General features: G+C 42.4%; 17 protein-coding genes. 5 read left to right on the top strand and 12 right to left on the bottom strand.

The genetic code is table 11. From position 1 onward, the window contains the following. Window positions 1-45: 45 nt before the first annotated feature. Genes IGI92_RS06410 through IGI92_RS06400 form a run of 3 tightly spaced genes read right to left on the bottom strand, consistent with a single transcriptional unit; the run spans window position 46 to window position 3,296 of the window. Window positions 46-1,218 carry an ABC transporter permease gene (locus IGI92_RS06410; RefSeq protein WP_430608311.1) on the bottom strand — a complete coding sequence of 391 codons (1,173 nt, stop codon included), beginning with the start codon at window positions 1,216-1,218 and terminating at the stop codon, window positions 46-48. Next, complete coding sequence (locus IGI92_RS06405; protein WP_430608309.1) at window positions 1,205-2,350, bottom strand: ABC transporter permease; 1,146 nt, start codon at window positions 2,348-2,350, stop codon at window positions 1,205-1,207. The genes IGI92_RS06410 and IGI92_RS06405 overlap by 14 nt, the downstream gene beginning before the upstream one ends. Before the next feature lie 13 nt (window positions 2,351-2,363). After that, window positions 2,364-3,296, bottom strand: a complete 933-nt coding sequence (locus IGI92_RS06400) for an ABC transporter ATP-binding protein (RefSeq protein WP_005236700.1) — start codon at window positions 3,294-3,296, stop codon at window positions 2,364-2,366. A gap of 86 nt (window positions 3,297-3,382) precedes the next feature. Between IGI92_RS06400 and IGI92_RS06395 the strand changes: the two genes are divergently transcribed. Both IGI92_RS06395 and IGI92_RS06390 read left to right on the top strand, forming a co-directional pair. Beyond that, window positions 3,383-4,492, top strand: coding sequence for a sensor histidine kinase (locus IGI92_RS06395; protein ID WP_005236702.1), 1,110 nt, complete (start codon window positions 3,383-3,385; stop codon window positions 4,490-4,492). Beyond that, window positions 4,489-5,112 (top strand): response regulator transcription factor, encoded by a 624-nt coding sequence (locus IGI92_RS06390; protein WP_008379771.1) that lies wholly within the window; start codon window positions 4,489-4,491, stop codon window positions 5,110-5,112. Before IGI92_RS06395 ends, IGI92_RS06390 begins: the two co-directional genes overlap by 4 nt. A 99-nt stretch (window positions 5,113-5,211) precedes the next feature. On the opposite strand, the gene IGI92_RS06385 is transcribed toward IGI92_RS06390, so the two are convergent. The 4 genes from IGI92_RS06385 to trmL form a co-directional block, all read right to left on the bottom strand. Then, window positions 5,212-5,439: a cold-shock protein gene (locus IGI92_RS06385; RefSeq protein WP_430608307.1), complete on the bottom strand. Its 228-nt coding sequence runs from the start codon at window positions 5,437-5,439 to the stop codon at window positions 5,212-5,214. A gap of 96 nt (window positions 5,440-5,535) precedes the next feature. Then, a complete protein-coding gene (recD2, locus tag IGI92_RS06380; protein ID WP_086372734.1) occupies window positions 5,536-8,196 on the bottom strand; it encodes an SF1B family DNA helicase RecD2 in 2,661 nt (886 codons plus the stop codon). A gap of 20 nt (window positions 8,197-8,216) precedes the next feature. Next, window positions 8,217-8,870, bottom strand: a complete 654-nt coding sequence (locus tag IGI92_RS06375; RefSeq protein ID WP_008379766.1) for a histidine phosphatase family protein — start codon at window positions 8,868-8,870, stop codon at window positions 8,217-8,219. 17 nt (window positions 8,871-8,887) lie between these two features. Beyond that, on the bottom strand, window positions 8,888-9,391 hold the full coding sequence (trmL, locus tag IGI92_RS06370) for a tRNA (uridine(34)/cytosine(34)/5-carboxymethylaminomethyluridine(34)-2'-O)-methyltransferase TrmL (protein ID WP_008379765.1): 504 nt from the start codon (window positions 9,389-9,391) through the stop codon (window positions 8,888-8,890). 311 nt (window positions 9,392-9,702) lie between these two features. Here trmL and IGI92_RS06365 point away from each other — a divergent pair, with 311 nt between their 5' ends. Next, window positions 9,703-11,004 (top strand): ISL3 family transposase, encoded by a 1,302-nt coding sequence (locus IGI92_RS06365; protein WP_430608306.1) that lies wholly within the window; start codon window positions 9,703-9,705, stop codon window positions 11,002-11,004. A 253-nt stretch (window positions 11,005-11,257) separates the two neighbouring features. On the opposite strand, the gene IGI92_RS06360 is transcribed toward IGI92_RS06365, so the two are convergent. After that, entirely contained in the window at window positions 11,258-12,100 is an 843-nt protein-coding gene (locus tag IGI92_RS06360; protein ID WP_430608304.1) for a methyltransferase domain-containing protein, read from the bottom strand. Between the two features lie 102 nt (window positions 12,101-12,202). Between IGI92_RS06360 and IGI92_RS06355 the strand changes: the two genes are divergently transcribed. Further along, window positions 12,203-12,844 (top strand): copper homeostasis protein CutC, encoded by a 642-nt coding sequence (locus IGI92_RS06355; RefSeq protein WP_016613255.1) that lies wholly within the window; start codon window positions 12,203-12,205, stop codon window positions 12,842-12,844. A gap of 75 nt (window positions 12,845-12,919) precedes the next feature. Here IGI92_RS06355 and IGI92_RS06350 read toward each other — a convergent pair whose 3' ends face one another. After that, window positions 12,920-14,701, bottom strand: coding sequence for an ABC transporter ATP-binding protein (locus IGI92_RS06350; protein WP_005236718.1), 1,782 nt, complete (start codon window positions 14,699-14,701; stop codon window positions 12,920-12,922). Beyond that, window positions 14,688-16,439: an ABC transporter ATP-binding protein gene (locus IGI92_RS06345; RefSeq protein WP_061053974.1), complete on the bottom strand. Its 1,752-nt coding sequence runs from the start codon at window positions 16,437-16,439 to the stop codon at window positions 14,688-14,690. Before IGI92_RS06345 ends, IGI92_RS06350 begins: the two co-directional genes overlap by 14 nt. 144 nt (window positions 16,440-16,583) lie before the next feature. Here IGI92_RS06345 and IGI92_RS06340 point away from each other — a divergent pair, with 144 nt between their 5' ends. Beyond that, entirely contained in the window at window positions 16,584-17,420 is an 837-nt protein-coding gene (locus tag IGI92_RS06340; RefSeq protein WP_430608303.1) for an AraC family transcriptional regulator, read from the top strand. Between the two features lie 59 nt (window positions 17,421-17,479). Here the strand turns inward: IGI92_RS06340 and mgtE are convergent, their stop codons facing one another. Together mgtE and IGI92_RS06330 are read right to left on the bottom strand one after the other, a co-directional pair. Further along, window positions 17,480-18,844: a magnesium transporter gene (gene mgtE / locus IGI92_RS06335; RefSeq protein WP_005229714.1), complete on the bottom strand. Its 1,365-nt coding sequence runs from the start codon at window positions 18,842-18,844 to the stop codon at window positions 17,480-17,482. Window positions 18,845-18,861: 17 nt separating this feature from the next. Further along, window positions 18,862-19,761 (bottom strand): RluA family pseudouridine synthase, encoded by a 900-nt coding sequence (locus tag IGI92_RS06330; RefSeq protein WP_034872214.1) that lies wholly within the window; start codon window positions 19,759-19,761, stop codon window positions 18,862-18,864. Window positions 19,762-19,764: the final 3 nt, after the last annotated feature.

Below are 19,764 nucleotides of genomic sequence, written 5' to 3'. Positions count from 1 at the left end.
GATACAAATCAGCAACGATTTGTATCGTTTTTTTCTGTGTACCTGTTAGTTTTTCGCTGAGTTGTACTGCCAACGAGGACTTCTTTCTTTTCCCAAAACAAATTGGATCATTGAAAATACTGCTGCAAATGCAACCAAGACAAAGCCATTGAACCAAAACGATTCAGTAAACCCTTGATTGTACGTGAGGGTCTCGCTAATCAAGGTATTGTTTTGAACAAACCAATACGTTGGTGTAAACGCCGCGATTTTATTGACAATATCTGGCAGGAAATTAGCTGATACAAAGACACCACCGATAAAACAGCTGCCGGTTATAAAGATATTGCTGATCCCGCCGATTGCTTCTGAATTTTTCACCAGGGAAGTGACACACGCCGAGAAGCTGATGACTGGTAATAAAAACAAGAACGTGTTCAAAATGTGGTACCAAGCTGCTGTATCCCAAGACGTGCGGATCACTAATAACACCATCAGTAATAAAAAGCCGAAAGTTAAGAGCAGCGAATAACTGATCAAGCTTAACAGGATTTTCCGCTGTAAGACACGTTTAGCAAGAGGGGCGCTCTGGTTTCGCTTGCTGATTGCTTTGCGATTAAAGGCCATATTGATCACGCCAAACCCGCTAAATATTGATAGAAAGAGACCATATGACAATAAGTTAAAGGTCATGCCTGTTAACATTTTTTTCATTCGTTGACTATATTCTGTACTGAGTTCAACTTGCCCAGTGACGGCTAGCGCTGTTTGTGCTTGTTCTATCGCCTCACTAACTGTTTTACCTTCTTCTTTAAAAAGCAAAAGCGTCTGTAAGTACGTGTTCACTTGCTGGGTGACAATGGTTTTAGAGAAAGCATCTGGCCGGCTTTGAATCTCGATTGCTGGCATCTGGCCGGCCTCCACCTGTTCCGTGAAATCTACTGGTAAATGCAAGACGATGTTTATGCGATTAAAATAAAGGGCATCATCAATTTCTTTTTGTGAGGTACCCTCCAAAGTGACCAAGGTCTGCTTCTCCTTCAAGTAGTCCAGAAGACCGTCAACGACTGGCGACTCCTCTTCACTGATCAAAGCAATGTTGGCTTCTTGTAAAGAGGTGTTTTCGACGTCGATGCTTTGTGCATAAAAGAATGTAACTCCCACAGTGATCAGTACTCCAATTAGTAAGTTCGACTTATTGGCCTTCAGTAAAGTCCAAATCGTTTTATAAAGCGTCATAGCGCACCCCTCTTTCGATCCAAGTATTTCCAATTGCGAAAAGGACGATAAAGCCAGTCAACCATAAAAGATTGGTATAAAAGCTAGCCAGATCTGTATAGTAGTATAATTGATAGAGACTTTCACTGATCAAATTGACGAGATTTATTTGCCCCAGTATCGGCACATGTAGATCAAGCCAATACTTGATTTGTTCCGAGCCCATCATCCCGGCAAAAAAGCTCATCGCCATCGTCACGGAAATCAAAATGCCATCCTTTTGCACCAGATTCATTTTTGGCGTCAGATTTCCAATCAATGTTCCTAGCAAAATCGCACACAATGATCCCAACGCGGCAACCAGTAGTAGCCACTGCCATCGTTCACCAAAGTCTACTTGATAGACAAAACGAAAAACCGCTAAAATAATGTAGACTTCTACTAACACAATCGTAAAACTCGCCGCTAAATTCGCACTTGAAACCAATGTGCGTTTTCTTGGTATCAAGGAAAGCCGAATCCCATTCGCGGATTGATTGGCTTGCTGATCCTGAACATTGCGAACACCCCACATCGTCCCATAGAGGATCGCCATCCCAATCAAAGTAAAGAAATAAAAACTTTTAACACTCATGTCACGATCAGCATTCACTTCTTGAAAAGTCGCTTCCTGTTCAAACGAGGCCATAATTGGTGCAAGATCAAGCGTTTCAAGTTCTGCTGCTTTACTAGAAATAATCGCTGTACGTTGTAAAAATTGATCCATTACATTTTTCATCAACGTCTGACTCATGCCCGCTTGCCCCACATGGAGTGAAATCGTTTCGTCAGCTATCAGATAAAACCCAGCTAAATCACCCGCATTCAGCTCTTCAACTGCCTCTGCTTCTGATAGTTCCTTAAGATCAAATAATGGTTTTTCATTGATTTCCACTTGTTCAAGGACCGCGGAAAAATTTTCCGAAAGCGCTGATTGATCCCCGTTTTTTATGATTCCCGTCGTGATTGTCTCTAAATTTCCTGCTTGATCGATCTCCCCAAAGGCCGCCATAAACATTAGGCCTAAGAGAATGGGAAACGCCAACGTCCAAAACAGCATGGATTTATTTCGCAACAGCACTTTTGTGCGATATTTGTAAAAATGCCAAAACATGTTTTCCCCTCCTTTAGTCTCTCAATTCCTTGCCCGTGATCTCTAAAAAGACATCATTTAAGGTCGCTTCTTTGGTTGCAATTTTTCCGTAACTGATTTTCTCTGCTTGTAAGAGCGTCAAAATGGGGAGCAAGACCGTATTGAGTTCCGTCGTTGTTACTTGGAGCTGTCCCTCTTTATAAACGATCCCGTCAGCAGTAATGGTGGTTTGAATTGTAGCCAATACATGGTCTGGCAGTAAGGGGATGTCGATGGTCAAACGATCTGCCGTGCGTACCATGTCTTTCAGAGATTCCTTGGTCCCTTTGGCAATCACCTGTCCCTGATCCATAATCACGATCTGGTCACAAAGAATTTCCACTTCTTCCATGTAATGGGTCGTATAAACGATCGTTGCTCCTTGGCGATTCAGCTCTTTGATGCTTTCCAAAATTTTATTACGACTTTGGGGATCGACGGCGACTGTTGGTTCATCTAAAAAAATCAAGCGTGGCTTATGAGCGATCCCACAGGCAATATTCAACCGTCGTTTCAAGCCACCACTCAGCTCACCTGGATGGAAAGTCACGAAATTTTCCAATCCCACTAATTGTATGACTTCTTCGATCAATGCTTGCCGTTTCTCTTTGTCAGCAACATATAAACCACAAAAATAATCGATATTTTCTTGTACACTTAGTTCTTCAAAGACGGCAACATCTTGAGGAACGACGCCGATCATTGCTTTAACGGCATAGTTTTCAGGGGTCATGGTTGATCCAAACAGTTTAATGGTGCCTTTGTCATAATTTAGCAAAGAGAGCATACAATTGATAGCAGTCGATTTCCCACTACCGTTTGGTCCCAATAATCCTAAAACTTCCCCTTCTTGTACTTGCAGATCAAAATGATTCAATGCCACAAAATCACCATAGCGTTTAACTAATTTATCAATTTCAATAATCATGATGAAAAACTCCTTCCAAATTTCTTGTTAATCTGACTATAATAAAGTTTAAGAAAAGAAACTAGTGACGATTGACCAAATCAACTATGACATTTGTCACAATGAAGGAGTCTGCCATGTCCAAATCTCGACTACTCAGCGAAGCTGGCTTTCTACTCGCAATCTCGTTGCTTCTATTGGTAAATCAAGGATTTGTTGCCGTACAAGTCATTTTTTTGCTGATCGCTATTTTCTTCACTGGTGTCAGTTATTTATTGCCTAGGAAAGCAAGCTGGTTTTTTCAAGTTATTCTATTGCTTCTATGTACTTTTTGGCCAGAGCTTGCCCTCTTTCTGCCTGCAATGATGCGGGTGATCGCTCCTGAAGAAAGAAAAGATGACATTCTATCTTTATTAGGATTTTTATTGATCGCGACAGTTGGCAATCAATCCCCCTCCAAGATCGCCTTTGTCATCCTTTTGTTGCTTTTTGCTTTTTACTTACGTAAAAAAGAACAGCGAATGTCTGCTCTTGAGAAAAAGTACATCGCTTCAAAAGATACTCATTGGGAAAAACAGCAGCAATTATCGCAGCAAAACAAAGTACTAGCCTTATCACAAGAAACAAAATTGGCCTTACAAATTGCCGAAGAACGAAATCGAATCGCGCGAGATATCCATGACAATGTTGGCCATCTGCTGTCGAGTGCCATTTTGCAGATTGGCGCACTTGAAATGATCAATCAAGAACCAAAACTAAATGAGCCCTTAGCAAATTTGAGTGCTACGGTTCACACTGGGATGGATCGTATCCGCCAAAGCGTTCATGATCTCCATGAGACATCGATTACTTTCCAACAGTCCTTAGAGTTTCTGATTGCTGATTTTCCATCTTCAGTCACGATTGAAGGAACCTTATTTGAAGGATTGAACGAAGCCCAGCAAAATTGTTTCTTAATGGTGATCAAAGAAGCCTTGACCAACAGCATCAAACACAGTCATGCCAAAACCGTTGTCTTGCATTTTCGGACACTGCCTGCTTTTTTCCGCTTGCAAATCACCAATGATGGGGTCCGCGGATCTCAAATTGCTAAAACTGGAATCGGTCTGAAAACGATGCGTCAACGGGTCCAAGAACAACAAGGACAAGTTCATATCTTACAAGAAAACCAACGCTTTCAGTTGACGATCATTTTACCAAAGGAGGAACACCAATGATTACTGTAGTTATTATTGACGATGATCCGTTTGTGACGACCTCGTTGCAAACCATTTTAGAAAGCACAGAAGAAATTCGTGTATTAGGCATCGGTCATTGTGCCAAAGACGCCATTGACCTCTATGAAACTCATCGTCCTGACGTTTTGCTGACGGACATCCGCATGCCGGAACAAACTGGGATCGATGCTGCCAAAGAAATACTGGCTAAATTTCCCCACGCGATCCTTTTGCTATTGACTACCTTCAAAGATGAAGAATACATTCGAGAAGCCTTTTCCATCGGTGTGAAAGGTTATTTGATCAAACAGAATTTACAGGCAATCATCCCTTCTGTCAAAGCCTCTTATAATGGCCAAGTTGTCTTTGGGAATGAAATCGTTGAGACCTTCACGCAGCTAATGAAGAACGAACCATCAATTGACAATCAAGCTTCCTTTAGCGAACGTGAATTTGCGATCATCAAAGAAGTAGCAGCGGGTAAAAACAATAAAGAAATCGCCGATGCCTTGTATTTGAGTGATGGAACCGTTCGTAATTACATCAGCCAATTACTAGAAAAGCTGGGGTTACGGGATCGCACGCAATTAGCAATCTATTTTTATCAGCATTTACAGTGAGTCTCATTAGACACAAAAAACCTGAAGAAATGCGCCTTTGCATTCTTCAGGTTTCTTTCTATTCGATTATTCAACAGTTGGTTTCTTCTTGGTAGAAAATCATGGATTTCCAGGATTGCCAGGATTCGTTGGGTTATTTGGTGTGTTAGGCGGGAAAATCGGCGCCTTATCTAACGTTTTTTCTAATCCTGATTCTTCCCGTTCGCCTCGTTCTGCATCAGGGCTTTCATCTAATTTAAATTCTTTTTCCATCTCATCCAATTTCTTAAAGTCGTTGCCAGATTCTTTTGCGAGTTTTGCTAATTTGTCTTCGGTTTCTTTCGCCATAATGTAACGCCTCCTTTTGATTTCAGCTTAGCATAAGAAGCTGAAAAACCAAAAGAAAGCGCTCACTAACAACCCATTTTTAGCATTTTCTCATCGTTATAATCCCTCGTTTTTTACGGGCATAAAGTCGTACGGAGAACAGTCCTTCATCCCAATCATTGGATCTACTAAATGCTTTTTGACCATCGTTAAGGTCAGCACACCATCGTTTTGCGTTTCTTCGATGAGTGCTTCTTCCCCCGTAGTCCCTTCACTTAGGACCTTATCCCCTGACAGAGGCTTGGCCGTTTCTGTCTGATTTGATGCCGACGGCTCAGGCTCGGCAAAAGCAAACAAGTCCAACCCACTATCTGGTGACTTTTCTGTCGCTTGCTGGTTAGCAGCAGCTTCAGTGCTGGGATTTTCCTTTGGCTTCGAAGCTACCATTTTTGCCTTCGTGTTCTCAGAGGAATCATTATAAAACGGATCATCGGCTTCCTCAAACTGAGCCAATTTCGCCCGTTGCAGCGGCGTCATTTCTTCCGTGCCATTGATACGTTCTTTTAATGTCGTTAAGCGAGTGGCAGATTCGTGACTGACACAGGTTTGGTAGGCTTGCGGTTCACCAAGTAAAATCAGCATCTCTTTGCTGCGAGTCACAGCGGTATATAGCAAATTGCGCTGCAGCATACGTTGGTATTGATGAACCATCGGCAAAATAACCATTTGAAATTCACTACCTTGGGATTTATGGATCGAACAACAGTAGGATAATGTGATCTTGTTCCATTCATTACGCTTATAGGTCACTTCGTTGGCATCAAATTGAATGACCAGTTCGTCAACCTTGTCTTCCGACTGTTTGGCTAGAGTGATCCCAACGATTTGGCCCATATCGCCATTAAACACGTTATCTTCAGGAGAGTTTACCAACTGCAAGACCTTATCGCCGATACGATACACCGTATCATTGAAGGTGACCTCTTTTTTGGTTCCATCGTTGGGGTTAAAAATCTCTTGCATCATTTTATTCAGAGCATCGATCCCAGCTGCCCCACGATACATCGGCGCCAACACTTGAATATCTTGCGGCGTATAACCTTTGTCTTTCGCCCGTTTCACGATCTGAGCGATCAACGGTTCGATCTTGTACGCATCACACGCAAAGAAAGAACGATCTTTTTGGTTTTGTGTAAAATCAGCAGGCAGCTGCCCGTTTTTGATGGCGTGGGCCAGTGGAATAATACTTGATCCATCTCCTTGACGATAGATTTCCGTCAATTCTTGTTTCGGGATCGCATCGATCGCTAGCAAATCATGAAGGACTTGTCCTGGTCCCACAGAAGGAAGCTGATCTTTATCCCCCACAAAAATCACTTGCATGTTTGTAGGGATCGACTTAAAGAGCGTATTCGCCAACCACGTATCGACCATTGACATCTCATCGACGATCAGTAAACCGCCTTCTAACTCTTTGGGACTAATCGATGGTGCTTTTTCACGGCCATTCAATCCTAACAAACGATGGATCGTACCACTTGGCAAACCAGTCGTTTCGTTCATCCGTTTGGCGGCTCGACCAGTCGGTGCTGCCAAGAGAATCGGAAAGGTTTCGTCGCTGTATTTTGATGGTTCTAAGTCCAAATCGTTCAACTCAGCAAATAATTGTACGATCCCATTGATCACTGTTGTTTTCCCAGTACCTGGGCCACCTGTCAAAATAAACAATGGCGATCGGATTGCTTCTTTGATCGCTTCTTCTTGCGAGGAACCATAGGTGATGCCTAAGTGCTTTTCTATTTTACGTAACGTTTTACTGATTTTTTTCTCAGGATAGACGATTTCTTTTTTGCGGGAAAGCAAGCGTTCGATGGAACTGGCAATTCCCCATTCAGAAAAGTACAAACTATTTTCATATAAACGGGTTTCTTCTTGTTGGATCTTTCCTTCTTCCACTAGATGAATGATCGTTGATGCCAAATCGTCAGGCGCAATCTCAATGGGGCGGCTCGTTTCTAATAGGCGCAGTGTCTGCTCTAACAAATCTTGGGCGTGGATAAAGGTATTGCCCGTCTGCAAGGACTGGGCGAAGATTTGATGCAAGACCGCCGCTCGAAACCGTTGCGGTGACGAAGCTTCGATCCCCAGCTGTTCAGCGATGCCATCTGCGCGTTTAAAGCCAATGCCTTCAATGTCTTCCACCAGCTGGTAAGGATTCTCCTCAATAATGGATAGCGCCTCATTTTTGTAGGCTTGGTAGATTGCAAAAGAAAGCTGACTACCAAAACCATAACGGCTCAAGCCAACGATTACTTGATCCATCCCATGGTTTTGCCGAACGGTATCTAAAATCATTTTTTGCTTACTTTCATTTAACCCTGGAATCTGCTCCAACAATGCCGGTTCTTCCAGCATCCGGTCGATCGCTTCTTCTCCTAACAGGTCAACGATTTTTTCAGCAGTCTTTTTGCCGATGCCCGGAAATTTTTCACCAGAAAGGTAGGCAATCAATCCTTGTTCAGAGGTCGGTTGTTCTTGTTGGTAACTCTCAGCCTTCAACTGGACGCCATACTTGGGATGATTGACCAGCTCACCAAAAAACCGATACTTTTCCTCTTCTTGGATCTCGCCGAAACTACCAGTAACGACGATCTCCGAGTCTTTGTAGTCGGCATTATTCTCAGTGACTTTAACTAATAGTACTTTATAAAAATTGCTGGGATTCTGGAAAAAGATGGCGGCAACATGGCCGACAAAAAACGTTCTTTCTGGAATCATGGTGCCGCTCCTTTCATGGCTTACAATAAAGCGTCTAACCCTGCCTGATTGCTTAAAAAGCTTGCTTCATTCCAAAGTTTCAGTTCAAAAGGCAGTACTTTTTGGTCATTGGTCTCTAAAAGGCTTAAGCTGTTGTTGACTAGTCCACCTTGCTCTCTTAATTCGGCTAATGGTTTGCCTGCAAGCCACTGGATAGCAGCCGTAAAGGATGCCCCATGACCGACGAACAATAATGGGCCTTCATGCTGCATCACCGCATCCATGACGACGGTCTCGATCCGGCTCAATGTTTCTTGGATCGGCTCTCCCTTAAAGGCACTGGGATCGTAGCGATCAAGATGATTACGCAGATCAGTCAATTGTTGAGGATACTTCTCATGCATTTCATCGATAGAACGTCCTTCTAATTCACCAAGTCCGATCTCACGCAGGTTCTCATTATAAATAATTTCAACAGGGTGATGGAGCCTTGTTTGGATCTCTTGGGCAGTTACTTTTGCTCGTAAAGACGTGCTTGAATAAATCTTCTCAAAAGGAATAGCAGCCAGATGATCACCGAGCAGTTTGATCTCTTCATGACTTTCCGGCAATAACGGTGAATCCCCTAGCATCCCTTGAAAGCGGCGCGCTTGGTTCCACTCTGTTTTTCCGTGACGGGTAAAGTATAATTGCATCGAACAAGCCTCGTTTCTTAATCTAGTTTGTCGTTCTCATAATGGTGTGTCAATTCCAGCTGTGGGAAGCCTTGCTGCCGCAAAACTTCATAAATGATCAAAGCAGCCGTATTTGATAGATTTAGGGAACGAACATGCTCATCATTCATCGGAATGCGTAGGCATTTTTCGGCATGCTCACGCATAAAGCTTTCCGGAAGCCCCGTCGTTTCTTTCCCAAAAATAAAGAACTGATCATCATCTGCGGTATAATCGACGTCAGAATACACGCGATTGGCAAATTTCGAGATCAGGTACAACGGACGCTCTCCTAAAAAGTCCATAAAAGTAGCCAAATCTTTGTGATAGGTGATATTGACATCATGCCAATAATCAAGTCCTGCCCGCTTCAATTGCTTGTCATCCGTTGAAAAGCCTAGTGGCTCTATTAAGTGTAAATGAGTATTTGTTGCTGCACAAGTACGTGCAATGTTCCCCGTATTGGCCGGGATCTGAGGTTCAAAAAGAACGATGTGATTCATAGATAAAAACTCCTTTCGATCGGATATTGCCGATCGGTTCTCGCATTGATTTGTGTTTTTACACCTTACGTTTTCCATTTCATTCTCAATAGCTTCTTCAATAACTTCTATAGTACCATATTTTGGCACACTTGTTTTTCTAGAAACAACATTTTTTGTGTGCTTTTTTGGCTCTACAATATTTAGTGTTGGTGGAAAATCTACGGATTTTCTACCAACACTTTTTTTGTAAAAAAAGATAGAAAAAGAGATAGCCTAACTGGTAGAATTTAGTCGTCTAAAACAAAACCAAACCAAGAAAGGATATCTCCATGGATCATTGTACTAGAAAATTGTTAGGTTTAACAGATGAAAATTTATTCTTCGAAGAAGAATGGTTAGAGACTATAGAAGAAGAGGGGTTTCGCACCAATCTTATCCATGCCAAACTTAGCTATATACCAAGCCATTGCCGTAAATGTGGCATCAAAAATGAAGGACAAATCATCAAGAATGGCTCACACAAAACAAAAGTCCAACTTTTGCCTTATCGAGCAACAAAAACAGAATTACGCTTGGTACGTACACGCTTTTACTGTAAAGAATGTCAGTCGACATTCAATGCTCAGACAAACTTGGTGGATGAAAACTGCTATCTTTCAAAAGAATTAAAGATTCAAATCGCCTTGGAGCTGGCCAAGAATACAACAAGAAAAGAAATTGCCGATCGCTATTTTGTCTCTGACGTAACCGTTCTGCGTGTCCTACACACCTGTTTAAAAACGTATCATCCTCGTTTTGATACGTTACCTTCGGTCCTTTGTTTTGATGAGTTCAAATCAATGAAGTCCTGCAGCGGAAAAATGAGTTTTGTCTTTATGAATGGGCAGGCCCAACAATTGATCGGTGTATTGGAGAATCGTCGCCTTGCATTCTTAAAACCATATTTCCTTAAATTCACCCGAAAAGCACGAGCGAACGTGAAATACGTCGTGATGGATATGAATGCCCCTTATTTTGAACTTGTAAAGGCGGTCTTCCCAAACGCAAAAATCGTGACCGATCGCTTTCACATTGTCCAACAAATCACTCGTGCGTTAAACCAGTTGCGAATTAAAACAATGAACAGCTTTCAAAAAACGGAACCGACAAAGTATCGACGATTGAAGCGATTCTGGAAATTACTCCTTAAGCATGCCTATGATCTGGATAGTTCCAATTATCAATATGATCGATCCTTTCGTAGACCAATGACGCAAAAAGCGATCGTCGATGAACTTTTGAGTTATGACGAGCAATTAACAAGGGCTTACGAGACTTGTCAGCTCCTCCTCTATCACTTTAAACACAAGGACAGCCAAAGCTTTTTCGATACGATCAACAGCTTAGATCAACGCCTCCCACAATGGTTTTGTAAGAAGCTGACGTTTTTAAATAAATACAAATCAGGGATTCAATATGCTTTAAAAACCAGGTATAGTAATGGGGCATTAGAAGGAACAAACAACAAGATAAAAGTGATAAAACGAGTAGCCTACGGCTATCGAAATTTCCACAACTTTCGAGCAAGAATTTATCTCATTCAAGGCTTAATCTTCCAAGTAAAACAAAAACCAGTTAAGCACGCTGCCTAACTGGTTATGACTAAATTTTCAGTTGTATTTTTCTCTACCAACACTAAATGTCGAAGAGCCGCTTTTTTGGGCATAAAAAAAAACGTACCAACTCGGTGTCGATCACTGCGAGTCGTTACGTTAGTGAAGCTCTTTTCACTAACTTTTATCAGAACAGGAACCTGATAAAAACCAATGAAAAATGACTTGAGAACAATATATCACTCCCATGGCATGATTGCAAGAGTAAATAACAAAAAAGTTCAAAATATTTTCAGGAAATTTTCGCAATCAACACCTCAACATCAACAGTTATCTGTGCCAAAGGGGTTTGACGCAGCTTTTCTTTCCTTTCCTCCGAAGCCCCCCACTCTAACGGCGACATGGCAAGTAAATCTTGCCGATTTTCTTCAGGAATCGCAAAAACATGCGTTACTCTTTGACGGGATGCGGTGGGATAGTGTTCAAAAAATTTGCTAACGACCCGTTCATTCGAATACTGCTGTTTTGTTTCGTCATCAGGATAAAAAGCGGCTCGTAGTTCTTTTAAATAATCCGCTGCTGGGACGACTTTGATCAACTGGCCACCCTTTTTTAGAATGCGGTTGAACTCCCCGTAATTTGACGGTGAAAACAGATTGAAAATCGTATCAAAGCTCGCTTCAGCAAACGGCAAGTTGGTCAGATCAGCCACACACCAAAAAGCTGGTACGTTTTGATTGGTTGCTAGATAGACTCCGTCCTTGGCAATATCAAAGCCGACAGCCGCTTGGGTCTTTTCATTGACCATCTGTGCAAGGAAACTGCCTTCACCGCAACCGACATCTAAAAGATACTCAGCATCCCCCAAAGCTGCTTTGATGGTCTCAAGGACTGGTGCATACATGCCGCTAGCGATCATACGTTGACGCGGCAAAAACAGTGCTTGATCATAATCTGCTTTAACTTGATGATCCAAAAAGAAAAGTGTGCCTTTCTTTGATAAGTCAAATCGATGACGATTTGGACAAACCAAGCCATTTTCGGTCGGGAAAAATGCTTGGCGGCACAACGGACATTCAAATAAGTGATAATGGGCGTTTAAAAAAAGGCGCCCGCGATCGATTTTTTTTAACATTCAACTTCCCTCATCTCTGCTCTACTTTAGCATATTCTTGTGGTAGAATGCTAGTGGATAGAATAACAAATCAATTGAACACCCATCTATTGGAGGTAAATCATGTTAAAAGAATTTTGTGCAGAAAATTATACCAATATTCCCTTAGCAATCGCCCGAGGTGCCCAACGCATCGAACTCTGTGATAATTTAGCAGTCGGCGGAACAACACCAAGTACCGGCGTGCAAGAAGAAGTCCTGCAATATGCTGGCGAAAAAGGAATACCCGTTATGACGATCATTCGACCTCGAGGCGGTGATTTTGTTTACAATGATACAGAATTGAAAATCATGCATACCGACTTGATCGAAGCAAAAAAATTAGGAACAGACGGCGTTGTTCTAGGTTGCTTAACACCTAGCGGTTGGTTGGACGAAGAAGCATTGGAGCTATTGTTAGAAACTGCAGAAGGCTTGCAGGTTACTTTTCACATGGCATTCGACGCGATTCCTGCAGCGCGTCAATTCAAGGCGATCGATTGGTTAGCTGAGCATGGCGTACAGCGGATTTTGACCCATGGTGGTACTGCAGGCACCCCTATCGAAGCAAATTTCGATCGTCTGAAAGAATTGATCGCCTATGCTGGTGAGCGTTTAACGATCTTACCTGGCGGTGGCATTTCCTATGAAAATGCCCAACAAGTTGCTGATATACTAGGTGTAAAAGAAGTTCATGGAACCAGAATCGTTGACCTTAACGATTGAGATTGAGGGACACAAAAGAATCACGCAAAGAAACCCCCACAAACGATGGTAACGCATCATTTGTGGGGATTCTTTTTATATGGCTTGCAGTAAGTCGTATTGTGATTGATACAAATGGTGGTACAAGCCTTTTTGTGCCATTAGCTGATCATGGTTACCAGATTCAGCGATCGTTCCCCCCGCCACGTAAAAGATTCGATCAGAATTTTTGATCGTGGACAGCCGGTGAGCAATGATAAAGGAGGTTCTGCCTTCTAACAGCTTCAACAATCCTTCTTGCAGCAATTCTTCTGTCTTCGTATCGATACTTGAGGTCGCTTCATCTAAGATCAAAATTTTTGGATCAGCCAACAACGCTCGGGCAAAGGAAATCAGTTGCCGTTGCCCTGCAGATAAAGTGCTTCCTCGTTCTTCGACGACGGTTTGATAGCCGTCTTTCAACTCCGTGATAAAGTCGTGAGCACGGACGATTTTCGCTGCTTCGATGATCTCTTCTTCTGTTGCATCTAATTTTCCATAGCGAATATTCTCTATGATCGTTCCTGAGAAAATAAAAGTATCTTGCAGCATGACCCCCATTTGTGAACGCAGCGATTCCAGCGTCACGTCACGAACGTCCATCCCATCTACTTTAACACTGCCTTCATTGACATCATAAAAGCGGCTCAGCAAATTGATGATCGTGGTCTTCCCTGCACCAGTAGGGCCAACCAAGGCAATGCTTTCCCCGGGTTCGATGTGGAAATTGACATCAGAAAGAATGTTTTTGCCTTCTTCGTATCGGAAGGTCACGTGTTCAAAATCAACGGTCCCTTTCATCGTCGGCAATACTTTTGCATCTGGTTTGTCTTCGATATCTGGGACTTCATCCATCGTTTCAAAAATCCGTTCAAGATAGGCTGTTGCTGTAATCAAAGAATTATAAAAATTCCCGATATTGATGACTGGATTCCAGAAATTATTGATATAACTGATAAAAGCGATCAGAGTACCTGTGCTGACAGCGACACCAATTTGGCGAATGCCGACAAAATAAATCAAACAAGTCGTAATGACTGAAATGTTTTGCACCCCAGGCCACATGAGAAACTGAATTTTGACAGCTTTCATCCAGGAAGTCCGATAATCATTGCTGACTTCTTGGAAAATCTCTGCATTTTCTTCTTCCCGTGCGAAGGATTGGGTAATCTTGATGCCGGCAATACTTTCATGAATGTAAGCATTTAAATTGGACTGTTTATTACTCAACTCCTGATAGGCTTTGCGCTGGTTATTTTTGATTACCATCACCATGATGAACAAAATTGGCAGCAACGCAAGGGAATATAGGGTCAATTTGAAGTCGATTGCAAACATAAAGATCAAGGTGATGATGACGTTGAAAACATCGGAAATCAAATTGATCAGGCCATTACTCAACAGGTCACTCAGTGTATTGATATAGTTTACGATGCGGATCAAGATCTTGCCATGGGGCCTTGTATCAAAATAAGAAAACGGCAGCCGCTGCAGATGTTCAAAAATATCAAAGCGCATATCCTTCAAAACATCTTGCCCAATATTCGTGATATGGTAAATACGATAACGCATGCAGACGCCAATAACGATCAAGGTCACTAGAAAGGCAGCTCCTAAAAGCAGCAATTGATTGACATTTTTCTCAGGAATCGATGAGTCGATGGCGATCTTCGTGAAAACGGGCGCCAGCATTCCTGCTAAGTTTGCCAGGATGATCGTAAATAGTACTTTCCCAATGCTTTTTTTATACGGTACGACGTATTGGGACAAACGCTTGAAATCCTTCCAGCTAAATTCCTGGTCTAATTCCTCATCCACATCAAATTTATTTCTCGCCATCGTCTTCACCTCCTGACAAACCTAATTGTTTTTGATACACTTCATAGTATTTACCTCGCAGTTTGACAAGTTCTTCGTGGGTGCCTTGTTCAACGACCCGCCCTTTTTCCATCATCAAGATCTGATCGGCTTCTCGAACGGAGGAGATGCGATGCGCAATGATAAACGTTGTCTTCTCTCCAGTTAATTTCGTTAGTTCTTGTTGGATCTTCGATTCTGTTTCCATATCGACGGCAGATGTCGTATCATCCAAAATCAAGATCGATGGATCTTTCGCTAGAGCCCGTGCGAGGGAGATCCGTTGTTTTTGACCACCAGAAAGTCCGACGCCTCTTTCACCGACAATCGTCTCATAGCCTTGAGGCATTCGAGAAATAAAGGTATCTGCATCGGCGACTACCGCCATTTGCCGAATAAAGCCTTCATCTGCTAAAGGATTTCCAAAAGCAATATTGTCAGAGATGGTATTAGAAAACAAGAAGACATCTTGCATCACCATTGAAATGTTTTCCCGCATTTGTCGCACAGGATACTCTTTGGCATTTTTCCCATCAATGAATACTTCTCCTTCAGTCGGGTCATAAAAACGACCGACTAAATTCACTAAGGTCGTTTTCCCAGACCCAGTTTCGCCTAAAATCCCTAACGTTTGTCCTGGCCCGATGGTGAAGTTGATGTTTTCCAACACATTTTGATCCGGGTCATCTGAAAAGTGGAACGAGACATCTTTGAATTCCACAAACCCTTTGATCGGTTCTAATTTTTCTTGTTGGTGAACCGGTATTTTCGATTCTTGTGCTAGCATTTGTCGAATTTTGATACAAGCTGCAGAAAATCGCTGAACATCGTTGATCAACCAACCGCTCATACGCATAGGGTTATTCAACATCCATAGATAGCCATTAAATGCAACGAGATCACCTAATGTCATCTCCCCATTGATTACGAAAATTCCGCCTAAGACTAAGGCAATGACTGACAAACTTCCTGCTAAGCCATCAAGCCATGGCAGATAAGTGCGGGAAACTTTGGCAGATGCCATGTTGCGGGTCTTAAAATCTTCGTTGTAGGAGCGAAATTTTTCGATCTCAAAATTTTCACGAGCAAAAGCTTTCACCACCCGATTGCCACCAATATTTTCTTCTACCATTGAGTTCAAGCGCGAAAAGCTCTCACGAATATCAAAAAACAGTGGGTGTGCTTTTTTAGACATGCGATTCGTCAACAGAAAAATGATCGGTGTGACAGCCACCAATGCCAACATCAATTTCCAATCAATAAAGCTCATGACCACCACCGCAGAAAAGAACCACAAGATACATTCAGCGATATTATAGGTCACCCAAGAAACAAAGTGGCGTATGGCATCAGTATCCCCGGTCATTCGTGCCATAATATCTCCAACCCGTGTGTGATTAAAAAAGTCGAAATCCAATTCCTGCAGTTTCTGATACAAGTCTTCCCGTAAATCGTATAGCGTATTTTGTCCGACCCGTTCAAATAAAATTTGATAACTATAGCGGACAATGGTGCGAATGACGGTCGTTGCGATCATGATCAACAGTAATGGAATCAATAAGTGCGTTTTTTGCTGATTGATGACATCATCGATCACCATTCCTCCCAAGTACGGATTAACAATGATCAGCGCTGCATTGATCACTAAAAACAGGATCGCCAATATGATTTTTCCGCGGTTCTTTTTGGCATAGCGCCAGATCCATTGTGTATTACTCATCTAATTCCCCCTCTCGTTGTTAAGCTTAGCGTTTTGAAAAGCGATTTGAATGGTTTTTCTTACTCATTTTGATGTAAAATATTAGTAAGAAGCACCATTCCCTTTTTTTATCGGAGATGGGCACCCAATTGGAGTGAATCAGCCATGAATTTAGTTAACCCTCGAACCTTCAATCCCGAAATCATCTATCTCTTTGACCCATGGACGCAAGCAGAAAGTCATGGAGAAATGCACCATCATGACTTTTTAGAAATCAGCGTCTTGTTAGAAGGAGAAAGTACGTATTATTTTGAAAAAGAACCAGCGAAGAAAATTCGTGCTGGCAGTGTCATGCTTTTTAATCCTGGTGTCGACCACTGCGAGTTACAGCCTAAAGGCACTCGCTCCCACCAGTTGCATATTGGACTGAAGAATATTTCCTTGGAAGGATTCAAGCGAAATTTTTTCCCCAACAAGCACCCATTGTTAGAATTAGGCAAATACCATCATCAAGTTTTGGAAAAAGCGTGGCAGTTGGTGCGAGAAAGCAGTGAAGAGCGGGATGAGTTTCAGTTGATGCAAAAAGCTGTCTTGATGGAGATGCTCGTCTATATTTTACGCGGACTAAATGAAGACCACATCAATGTCGTTCCTTACCTTTCCAAAAGCCAAAGAAGACAACAACAAATCGTCAACTATACCGTCTATTATTTGGAAAATCATTATAAAGAAGAAATCACCTTGGAAAAACTGGCACAAGATCAATTTCTCAGCCCGACGTACCTTTCCAAGATTTTTAAAGAAGCGACAGGGGTCAGCCCCATTAACTATTTGATAGAAATCCGCCTAAAACGTGCCAAAGACATGCTAAAAAATGACAACCTCACGATCAAGGAAGTCGCCTCTGCAGTTGGCTATCAAGATGCCTATCACTTTAGCAAGTCTTTTAAAAAACTTTATGGCATCTCTCCTTCTGGGGTGTTGCCAAAACCAAAAAATTAAAAAGCAAGCCAATGATTCTTCACTCGAAGAAAAATCATCGGCTTGCTTTTATTTTTTATTCATTGAATAAAATAGTTCATAAAAAGACTGGCAATATTGAAATAGATCAAAACACTGGTCAAATCACTGAGGGTCGTAATAAACGGACCGCTCGCCACTGCCGGATCAAACCCAAGCTTATCCATTAGCATCGGAATCAAACTACCCGCTAAGTTGGCTACTGTGATGGCACACATCATAGCCATCCCGATCACAAACCCTAGAATCGGATTTTGTTTCCAGACAGCCACAATAGCAAAAATCGTCAATCCGGTAATAGCTCCTGTGAAAAGTCCTGTAAGCACCTCACCGACCACTGTTTTCATAAAGCTATTTTCTTTGTCATCATTGATCGCCAAGCGGCGTACGGCTACCGCTAAAGATTGGGTACCGGCATTGCCGGCAGTTCCGGTGATCAGTGAGATAAAGACGGCGAGAATACTTGCTTCACTAACTAACTCTTCATAATGGCTGATTAAACTGGCGGTTGCCATTCCGAGAAAGAGTAAGGTGATGAGCCAAGGTAACCTTCTCGAAGAAGCTTTGATCGGGTTCTCACTGACTTCTTCTACATTGACCCCTGCCAAACCCGAGTAATCACTGGCTGCTTCATCATCGATAACGTCGATGATATCATCGACGGTCACGATCCCTAATAGGTGATCGTCATAATCGGTGACTGGCAATGCGAGAAAGTCATAATCCCGGAAGGTCTGAGCGACATCCTCTTGGTCATCTCCAACATGAACCGACATCACCCGCTCGTTCAAAATATCAGCAATCATGGTATCTTCATCATTGATGATCAAGTCTCTTAAAGAAATAACGCCCACAAGTTTGTTGTCGGTATCCACGACGTAAATATAATAAATCGTCTCAGCAACATCTGCGGCATTTTTTAAGACATACATCGCTGAACGAACCGTTTGGTTGGCAACAATGGAAACAAACTCGGTTGTCATCAATGATCCAGCTGTTTCATCTTCATAATGCAATAGTTCTTTGATCTCGCTAGCGGCTTCAGCAGTCATCAGACTCAAATATTTGGCCGTTTGTTTCTTGTCCAATGTATTCAGTAGATCGACAGCATTATCGGTATACATCTCTGCTAACATCGTTGCAGCATATGCCGGCCGCATTTCTGAAAGATAGTCCACCATGTTTTCATCGTCTTCTTCAATGACGTCAAACATGTCTGCCAATTCTTTCGGCGATAGATACGTATAGACGATTTGTCGATCGTCTGCTTCTAGAGATTGGTAGAATTGACCCTGCTCGTAGATATGCAGATCCAAGAATGCCTCACGAAATCCCTGGATATCATTGTCTTTTAGTGCTTGATTCAGTTGATCAAATCGTTCGGTTAATTCTTGATTTTCATCCAATCTCTTCACCTCATTTGTTATTGCTTATCGATAGCTGAACAAACAGCGGCCATGTCTGCAGGTAAAGGCAGTTCAAAAGCCAACGGTTCATTCGTAAAGGGATGCTGGAATTGCAGCTGACAGCAATGAAGTGCCTGTCGTCTGATCCCAAAAGCCATTGGTCCCCCATACATCTCGTCTCCTAGTAAGGGACAACCGATCGCAGAAAAATGGACCCTTATTTGATGTGTCCGGCCTGTGTGTAGTTGAATGTCGACTAATGCGCAATCTGAATTGCGCTGTTTTAGCCAATACTCCGTACGTGCCTCTTTTCCTTCTTCACTGACCTTGCGTTTCAAAAGCGAGGTCAGGTCCCTAGCGATAGGCAAATCGATCTCGCTATGGGCGGATAATGCGGAAAGATCTCCCGCAACGAGGGCTTGATATTTTTTAACAACTTGCTTCTTCCGTAACTGGCTATCCAGCTTCGCATGGGCAAAGCCGTGTTTTGCAAAAAGCATCAATCCTGATGTGTCACGGTCTAAGCGAGTCACTACATGGATCACTTGATCTTCATAGTGTTGCGCTTGATAGTAGGCCTTGACTCGATTGGCCATCGTGCCAGTCGGATGATATTGCGCAGGAATCGATGAGATGCCAGCCGGCTTATTCACGATTAACAGATGGGCATCTTCATACACAATCTCAATAGGTGTCGGATCAGCCAGCATCGTTTCATGTTCCCCTTCAGGAGGAATTACAATAGTTACCCTATCATTTTGCGCCAAAGAAAACAAGACGTTTTGCTCGTGGTCGTTCACAAATATCTTTCCGCCTTGAAATTTTATTTTCGCTAGCAGACCTTTGGATACTCCTTGTTCCTTCAAAAAATATTTGACTTGCTGCCCTTGTCCGGTATATTGATACGTAAATTCCATGAG

The organism is Enterococcus sp. DIV2379 (assembly GCF_050542965.1).
In the GTDB taxonomy this organism is placed as follows: Bacteria; Bacillota; Bacilli; order Lactobacillales; family Enterococcaceae; genus Enterococcus_D; species Enterococcus_D entomosocium.
The sequence above is the reverse complement of the archived record's forward strand: the minus strand, read 5'-3'. Positions and strand labels throughout refer to the sequence as shown.